Genomic DNA, 8219 nt, shown 5'->3' on the forward strand with positions numbered 1-8219 from the left:
GCACCGACGCGCTCGCCGGCGGCCTCGGCGACCTCTCCGCCGGCGCATCCCAGCTCGCCGAGGGCGCGCGGTCGGCGCAGTCGGGCGCCGCGCAGCTCGGCGACGGCGGCCGTGAGCTCGGCACGGGTCTCCGCGAGGGCGTCGCCGCGATGCCGCAGCTGAGCGACAGCGAGCTCGCGAACCTCTCCGACGTCGCCGCGAACCCTGTCGGGTTCGACCTCGACGAGCGCAGCGCCCTGCCGAGCGGCGAGGCGCGGGTCGCCGCCGTCGCGGTGCCCGTGGGGCTCTGGCTCGGCGCGCTCGCGCTCGTGCTCGTGCTCGCCCGCAGCGCCCGCCGCGTCGCGGCGAGCGCCGAGTCGCACGGCCGCGTGCTCGTCGCGATGCTCGTGCGCTCCGCGTGGGTCGTCGTGCTGCAGGCCGTGCTCGCGACCGCGGTCGTGCACGGCATCGCTGGCGTCGACTGGGCGTCGAGCCCCGTCACCCTCGGCGTGGCGCTGCTCTTCGGCGCGGTCGCGACGCTCGTCCACATCGCGCTGCTCGGCTGGTTCGGCCCGGCGGGGGGAGCGGTGTCGCTCGTGCTGCTCGCGCTCCAGGCGGTCGCGGCGGGCGGCATCGTGCCGCGCGACGTGCTCGGGCGCGGGTTCGAGGCGATCGCCCCGGCGCTGCCGATGACGCATGCGGTGGATGCGCTGCTCGCGTCGGCGAGCGGGTCCGGCTCGGTCGCCGCGCCGGTGGGGATGCTCGTGGTGTTCCTGGGGCTCGCGCTGCTCGCCGCCTACCTGGCCGTCGGCGCGATGCGTCGGCGCACGAAGAGCGCGCGCATCCGCGCCCTCGACGCGCTCGCGCCCGCCGCGCCCGCGCCGCTGTGATCGGCGCGCGCGGTCAGGCCCGGTCGGTCGACGACGACTCGCCCTCGAGCGCCGCCGGCTCGCGCTGGCCGAGGTGCTCGCGCGCGAACTCGAGCGTCTCGACGAGCAGCCGCAGCCGCTGGGTCTCGTTGCGCGCGTAGCGGGTCTTGATCTCGGCGATCACCTGGCCCGTCCACTGCTGCGCCGCGAGCATCTGCAGCACGTCGGCGACCGGCTCGTTGCCGTGGCCCGGGATCAGGTGCTCGTCGAAGACGCGGCCCTCCTCGGCGGCGACGCCGTCGGTGAGGTGGAGATGCCGCAGTCGGTCGCCGAGGTCGAGCGCGAGCTGCATCGAGTCGCGCTTCGCGAGCGCGCAGTGCGAGAAGTCGAGCGTCGCGTGCTCGACGTCCATCTCGCTCGGGTCGATGCCCGGCAGGTACGCCTGCCGGTCGATGCCGCCCGCCGCCCACGGGAACATGTTCTCGACGGCCACCTCGACGCCGTGCTTCCGCTCGGTCTGCCGCACCGCATCCTCGAACGTGCGCGCGTACTTGCCCTGCCAGCGGAACGGCGGGTGCACCACGACCGTCGGCGCGCCCACCGCGACGGCGAGCTCCGCCGAGCGGTCGAGCTTCACGAACGGGTCGCGGCCCCACACGAAGGTCGTGAGCAGCACGACCGGCGCGTGGATCGCCATGATCGGCTGCTCGTACTGATCGGCGAGCTCGAGCAGCCGCTCGGGGCTGCGGGTCCGCTGATCCGTCGTGACCATGACCTCGACCCCGTCGTAGCCCGCGTCCCTCGAGAGCCGGAACCCGTCCTCGACGCCCTTGGGGAAGACGGAGATCGTGCTCAGGCCGACCTTGATCATGCTGACGACGGTAGACCCTCCCGGTGTGCGCCACGCTCCGAGAACGCCGACCGCCGGCCGGGCGCCGATCTGACATCCCTCGCGGCGTAGGATCGGGCCATGCCTGAGATCGACATCAAGCCGCGCTCGCGCGCCGTCACGGACGGCGTGGAGGCCACCACGAGCCGAGGGATGCTGCGGGCCGTCGGCATGGGCGACGGCGACTGGGAGAAGCCGCAGATCGGCATCGCGAGCTCGTGGAACGAGATCACGCCGTGCAACCTCTCGCTCGACCGGCTCGCGCGAGCGTCGAAGGAGGGCGTGCACGCGGGCGGCGGCTACCCGCTGCAGTTCGGCACGGTCTCGGTCTCGGACGGCATCTCGATGGGCCACGAGGGCATGCACTTCTCGCTCGTGTCGCGCGAGGTCATCGCCGACTCGGTCGAGGTCGTCGTGAGCGCCGAGCGCCTCGACGGCACCGTGCTGCTCGCCGGCTGCGACAAGTCGCTGCCGGGCATGCTCATGGCGGCGGCGCGCCTCGACCTCGCGAGCGTGTTCGTCTACGCCGGCTCGATCGCGCCCGGCTTCGTCAAGCTGAGCGACGGCACCGTGCCCGAGTCGCTCACGATCATCGACTCGTTCGAGGCGGTCGGCGCGTTCAAGGCCGGCAAGATGTCCGCCGAGGACCTCCACCGCATCGAGTGCGGCTTCGCGCCCGGCGAGGGCGCGTGCGGCGGCATGTACACCGCGAACACGATGGCGTGCATCGCGGAGGCGCTCGGGATGAGCCTGCCCGGCTCGTCGACGCCGCTCTCGGCCGACCGCCGCCGCGACTACTACGCGCGCAAGTCGGGCGAGGCGGTCGTCGAGCTGCTGCGCCGCGGCATCACGGCGCGCGCCATCCTCACGAAGGAGGCGTTCGAGAACGCCATCACCGTCGCCATGGTGCTCGGCGGCTCGACGAACGCGGTGCTGCACCTGCTCGCGATCGCGCACGAGGCCGGCGTCGAGCTCACGCTCGACGACTTCCGCCGCATCGGCGCGCGCTCGCCGCACCTCGCCGACGTCAAGCCGTTCGGCGCGTACGTCGCGCAGGACTTCGACCGCGTGGGCGGCATGCCGGTCGTCATGAAGGCGCTCCTCGACGCGGGCCTCCTGCACGGCGACGCGCTCACCGTCACCGGGAAGACGGTCGCCGAGAACCTCGCCGAGCTCGACCCGCAGCCGATCGACGGCACGGTCGTGCGCGCGCTCGAGGACCCGATCCACGCGACGGGCGGTCTCACGATCCTCGACGGCTCGCTCGCGCCCGAGGGCGCGGTCGTCAAGACCGCCGGCTTCGACGCCGAGGTGTTCGAGGGCCCCGCGCGCGTGTTCGACCGCGAGCGCGCCGCGATGGACGCCCTCACCAACGGCGAGATCCGCGCGGGCGACGTGGTGGTCATCCGCTACGAGGGCCCGAAGGGCGGCCCCGGCATGCGCGAGATGCTCGCCATCACCGCCGCCATCAAGGGCGCGGGCCTCGGCAAGGATGTATTGTTGTTGACCGACGGCAGATTCTCAGGCGGCACAACCGGCCTGTGCATCGGCCACATCGCCCCTGAGGCGGTCGACTCCGGTCCGATCGCCTTCGTGCGCGACGGAGACCGCATCAGGGTCGACATCGCCGCTCGCTCGCTTGACCTGATCGTCGACGAGGCAGAGCTCGCCTCCCGGCGTGAGGGCTGGGAGCCGCTGCCACCGCGCTACACGCGCGGAGTCCTCGCCAAGTACGCCCGTCTCGTGCAGTCCGCCGCGCGCGGAGCCGTCACGGGCTGACGCTCGTCACGCGTGACCAGCCCAGGAGAGCCATGTCCATGACAGCCAGGCCTGCCGCCCCGCGCAGCGCCGAACCGCCGACCCTCACAGGATCGGGCGCCGTGCTCAAGTCGCTCGAGCTGCTCGGGGTCACCGACGTCTTCGGGATCCCCGGCGGCGCCATCATCCCCTTCTACGACGAGCTCATGCAGCAGTCGGCGATCCGCCACATCCTCGTGCGCCACGAGCAGGGCGGCGGCCACGCAGCCGAGGGCTACGCGGCCGCGACCGGCCGGGTCGGCGTGTGCCTCGCCACGAGCGGCCCCGGCGCGACGAACCTCGTCACGGCGCTCGCCGACGCCTACATGGACTCCGTGCCGCTCGTCGCCATCACCGGCCAGGTGTTCAGCCACCTGATCGGCACGGATGCGTTCCAGGAGGCCGACATCACCGGCATCGTGATGCCGATCACGAAGCACACCTTCCAGGTCACCCGGCCCGAGGACGTGCCCGGCGCGCTGCGCGCGGCCTTCCACATCGCATCCACCGGCCGCCCCGGCCCCGTGCTCGTCGACATCACGAAGGACGCGCAGCAGGACTCCGCCCCGTTCGTGTGGCCCGACAAGGTCGACCTGCCCGGCTACCGGCCCGTGATGAAGGCGCACGGCAAGCAGATCACCGCGGCGGCGCAGCTGCTCGCGAGCGCCGAGCGCCCGCTGCTCTACGTCGGCGGCGGCGTCATCCGCGCGAAGGCGTCGGCCGAGCTGCTCGAGTTCGCCGAGGCGACCGGCGCGCCCGTCGTGACGACGCTCATGGCGCGCGGCGCGTTCCCCGACTCGCACCCGCAGCACCTCGGCATGCCGGGCATGCACGGCACGGTGCCCGCGGTGCTCGCCTTCCAGGAGTGCGACCTCATCGTCGCGCTCGGCGCGCGCTTCGACGACCGCGTCACGGGCAAGGTGAGCGAGTTCGCGCCCGACGCGAAGGTCATCCACGTCGACATCGACCCTGCCGAGATCTCGAAGATCCGCACGGCCGACGTGCCGATCGTGGGCGACGTGCGCGAGGTGCTCGGCGACCTGTCGGTCGCGTTCCAGGAGCGCGCCGCGGGCGGGAAGCCCGACCTCGCCGACTGGTGGGAGCGGCTCCACGGCCTGCAGGCCCGGTTCCCCCTCGGCTACGCGGAGCCGAGCGACGGCAAGCTCTCGCCGCAGCACGTGATCCAGCGCATCGGCGAGCTCACCGGCCCCGAGGCGATCTACGCCGCGGGCGTGGGCCAGCACCAGATGTGGGCCGCGCAGTTCATCGAGTACGAGCGCCCCAACGCGTGGCTCAACTCCGGCGGCGCTGGCACCATGGGCTACGCCGTGCCGGCGGCGATGGGCGCGAAGGTCGCCGAGCCCGAGCGGGTCGTGTGGGCGATCGACGGCGACGGATGCTTCCAGATGACCAATCAGGAGCTCGCGACCTGCACGCTCAACGACATCCCCATCAAGGTCGCGATCATCAACAACTCGTCGCTCGGCATGGTGCGGCAGTGGCAGAACCTGCTCTACGAGGGCCGGTACTCGTTCACCGACCTCGAGACCGGCGACGACGCCAAGATGATCCCCGACTTCGTGAAGCTCGGCGAGGCGTACGGCTGTCTCGCGATCCGCGTCACGAAGCCCGAGGAGGTCGACCCCGCGATCAAGCTCGCGCTCGAGACGAACGACCGACCGGTCGTGATCGACTTCATCGTCTCGAAGGACTCCATGGTGTGGCCGATGGTGAAGCAGGGCATGTCGAACTCGTTCGTGCAGTACGCGCGAGAGCACAGCCCCGTGTGGGAGGAGGAGTGATGAGCACGCACGTCCTGTCGCTCCTCGTCGAGGACAAGCCGGGCCTCCTGACCCGCGTCGCCGGCCTCTTCGCCCGCCGCGGCTTCAACATCGAGTCGCTCGCGGTCGGCAAGACCGAGGTGCCCGGGCTCAGCCGCATCACCGTCGTCGTCGACGTCGAGGACCTGCCCCTCGAGCAGGTCACGAAGCAGCTGAACAAGCTCATCAACGTCGTGAAGATCGTCGAGCTCGAGCCCGGCCAGTCGGTGCAGCGCGAGCACATGCTCATCAAGGTGAAGGTCGACAACTCGACCCGCTCGCAGATCCTCGAGGCCGCGACGCTCTTCCGCGCCCGCGTCGTCGACGTCACCACCGACGCGCTCGTGATCGAGGTCACGGGCGACTCCCCGAAGTGCCAGGCGCTCCTGAAGCTCCTCGAGCCGTACGGGATCAAGGAGATCGCGCAGTCCGGCCTGCTGGCCATCGGCCGCGGCGGCAAGTCCATCAGCGAGCGCGTGCTCAAGCAGAGCTCCTGAACGCACGAACCACACGAAGGAGACAGCATGACTGACGTCATCTACGACGACGGTGCCGACCTCGGCATCATCCAGGGCAAGAAGGTCGCCATCATCGGCTACGGCTCGCAGGGCCACGCGCACGCGCAGAACCTGCGGGACTCGGGCGTCGAGGTGCGCGTCGGCCTGCAGCCGGAGTCCAAGAGCCGCGAGAAGGCCACCGAGGCCGGCTTCGAGGTCGGCACGCCCGCCGAGGTCGCCGAGTGGGCCGACGTCGTCGTGCTCCTCGCCCCCGACCAGCACCAGCGCCACATCTACAACGACGAGGTCGCGCAGCACATGGTCGAGGGCAAGACGCTCGTCTTCAGCCACGGCTTCAACATCCGCTTCGGCTACATCGAGGCGCCCGAGGGCGTCGACGTCGTGCTCGTCGCCCCCAAGGGCCCGGGCCACACCGTGCGCCGCGAGTTCCAGGCCGGCCGCGGCGTGCCCGTGATCGTCGCCGTCGAGAAGGATGCGTCGGGCTCGGCGTGGCAGACGGCGTGGTCGTACGCGAAGGCGATCGGCGGCCTCCGCGCCGGCGGCATCAAGACCACCTTCACCGAGGAGACCGAGACCGACCTGTTCGGCGAGCAGGCGGTGCTGTGCGGCGGCGTCTCGCAGCTCGTGCAGTACGGCTTCGAGACCCTCACCGAGGCCGGCTACCAGCCGGAGATCGCCTACTTCGAGGTGCTCCACGAGCTCAAGCTCATCGTCGACCTCATGTGGGAGGGCGGCATCGCCAAGCAGCGCTGGTCGGTCTCCGACACCGCCGAGTACGGCGACTACGTCTCGGGCCCGCGCGTGGTCGACCCGCACGTCAAGGAGAACATGCAGGCGGTGCTGAAGGACATCCAGACGGGTGCCTTCGCCGAGCGGTTCATCGGCGACCAGGACGCGGGCGCGCCCGAGTTCAAGGCGCTGCGCGAGAAGGCCGAGGGCCACCCGATCGAGGCGACCGGGCAGAAGCTGCGGGCGCTGTTCGCCTGGGAGCAGCCCGACGCCGACTACACCGACGGCTCGGCCCAGCGGTAACCGACGCCCGGGACGGGCGTCGGCGCTGGCGTCGCGGAGGGGGCCCGAAAGGGCCCCCTCTTCCAGCTCCAGCGCGCCTTCAGCGCTTCCTGGGTGCCCGCGCATTGCGGCGGCCGCCCCGCCCGCGTTGAGTGGGCCCATGGCATCTCTGTGGCAGGCAACAGCGCCCTCGATCGGCTTCGACGGCGCGGATCGCCGCGACGGGTTCGACGTCGCGGTGGTCGGCGCGGGCATCACCGGGCTCATGACCGCCGCGCTGCTGGCCGAGCGCGGCGCGCGCGTCGTGGTGCTCGAGGCGCGCGACGTCGGGGCCGTCGCGACGGGCAGCACGACCGCGAAGCTCAGCCTGCTCCAGGGCGACCGCCTCCACCGGATCCTCGAGCTCGCCCCGGCCGACGCCGTGCGCGCGTACGTCGAGGGCTCGCTCGAGGGCCAGCGCAGGCTGCTCGCACTGCTCGAGGCGCGCCCCGACGCGGCCGAGCGCCGCTCGGCCCTCTCCTTCGCCTTCGGAGCCGAGGGCGCCGAGTCGCTCGAGCGGGAGCTCGAGGCGGCCCGCGAGCTCGGGCTGCCGGTCGAGCACGGCGGCGGCGAGGGGCTCCCGTTCGCGACGGCCGGCTCGATCAGCCTCGCGGCGCAGGCGCAGCTCCACCCCATGGCCGCGCTCGCCGCGCTCGCCGAGCACATCCGGGCGCACGGCGGCACGATCGTGCGGGCCGCCGTGCGGCGAGCGCGCACGACGGGCCCCGGCGTCGAGCTCGACACCGACGCCGGGCAGTGGCACGCCGACGCGGTCGTGCTCGCGACCGGGGCGCCCGTGCCCGCTCGCGTCACGTCGGCCCTGCTCGAGGCGCACCGCTCCTACGCCGCCGCCTACCGGATCCCCGCCCCGCTGCCGGAGCCGATGGCGCTCAGCGTCGACAGCCCCGGTCGCTCGCTCCGCACCGCACGCATCGGCGACGAGGAGGTGCTCGTCGCGGGCGGTCCCGGGCACTCGGTGGGGCGCCACCCCGACCCCCGCCGGCTCGTCGCCGAGCTCGACGAGTGGGTGCGCGGCCAGTGGCCGGGCGCAGAGCGAACGCACGTGTGGAGCGCGCAGGACTACCGGACCCCGGACCGCCTGCCCTGGATCGGCGCGCGGGTCGGCTCGCGCGGGCGCGTGCTGCTCGCGACCGGGTTCGACAAGTGGGGGATGAGCGGCGGCGCGATGAGCGCGATCGCCCTCGCCGGGCGCATCGCCGGCTCCGAGCCGGACTGGGCGCGGACCCTCCGCCGCCGCGGGGCCACGCCGGTCGCGGCGGGCCGCACGCTCGGCACG

At 72.6% G+C, this 8219-nt stretch carries 7 protein-coding genes; 6 read left to right on the plus strand and 1 reads right to left on the minus strand.

Annotation, left to right across the window (positions count from 1 at the left end; all coding sequences use genetic code 11):
• Positions 1–869, plus strand: an 869-nt coding sequence (locus NWP09_RS09920; protein WP_258275350.1) for a YhgE/Pip family protein, incomplete at its 5' end; no start/stop codon positions are given.
• 13 nt (positions 870–882) lie between these two features.
• On the opposite strand, the gene NWP09_RS09925 is transcribed toward NWP09_RS09920, so the two are convergent.
• A complete protein-coding gene (locus tag NWP09_RS09925; RefSeq protein WP_258275351.1) occupies positions 883–1719 on the minus strand; it encodes a sugar phosphate isomerase/epimerase in 837 nt (278 codons plus the stop codon).
• 99 nt (positions 1720–1818) lie between these two features.
• On the opposite strand from NWP09_RS09925, the gene ilvD reads away from it, so the two are divergent.
• The 5 genes from ilvD to NWP09_RS09950 form a co-directional block, all read left to right on the plus strand.
• Positions 1819–3516, plus strand: a complete 1698-nt coding sequence (gene ilvD, locus NWP09_RS09930; RefSeq protein ID WP_258275352.1) for a dihydroxy-acid dehydratase — start codon at positions 1819–1821, stop codon at positions 3514–3516.
• 32 nt (positions 3517–3548) lie between these two features.
• Positions 3549–5336 (plus strand): acetolactate synthase large subunit, encoded by a 1788-nt coding sequence (locus NWP09_RS09935; RefSeq protein WP_258275353.1) that lies wholly within the window; start codon positions 3549–3551, stop codon positions 5334–5336.
• Positions 5336–5851 (plus strand): acetolactate synthase small subunit, encoded by a 516-nt coding sequence (ilvN, locus tag NWP09_RS09940; protein WP_258275354.1) that lies wholly within the window; start codon positions 5336–5338, stop codon positions 5849–5851. Before NWP09_RS09935 ends, ilvN begins: the two co-directional genes overlap by 1 nt.
• Positions 5852–5878: 27 nt before the next feature.
• Complete coding sequence (ilvC, locus tag NWP09_RS09945; RefSeq protein WP_258275355.1) at positions 5879–6904, plus strand: ketol-acid reductoisomerase; 1026 nt, start codon at positions 5879–5881, stop codon at positions 6902–6904.
• Between the two features lie 139 nt (positions 6905–7043).
• Positions 7044–8219, plus strand: a 1176-nt coding sequence (locus NWP09_RS09950) for an FAD-binding oxidoreductase (protein WP_258275356.1), incomplete at its 3' end; no start/stop codon positions are given.

Origin of the sequence: Agrococcus sp. HG114 (genome assembly GCF_024723325.1) — a bacterium.
Classification (GTDB): Bacteria; Actinomycetota; Actinomycetes; order Actinomycetales; family Microbacteriaceae; genus Agrococcus.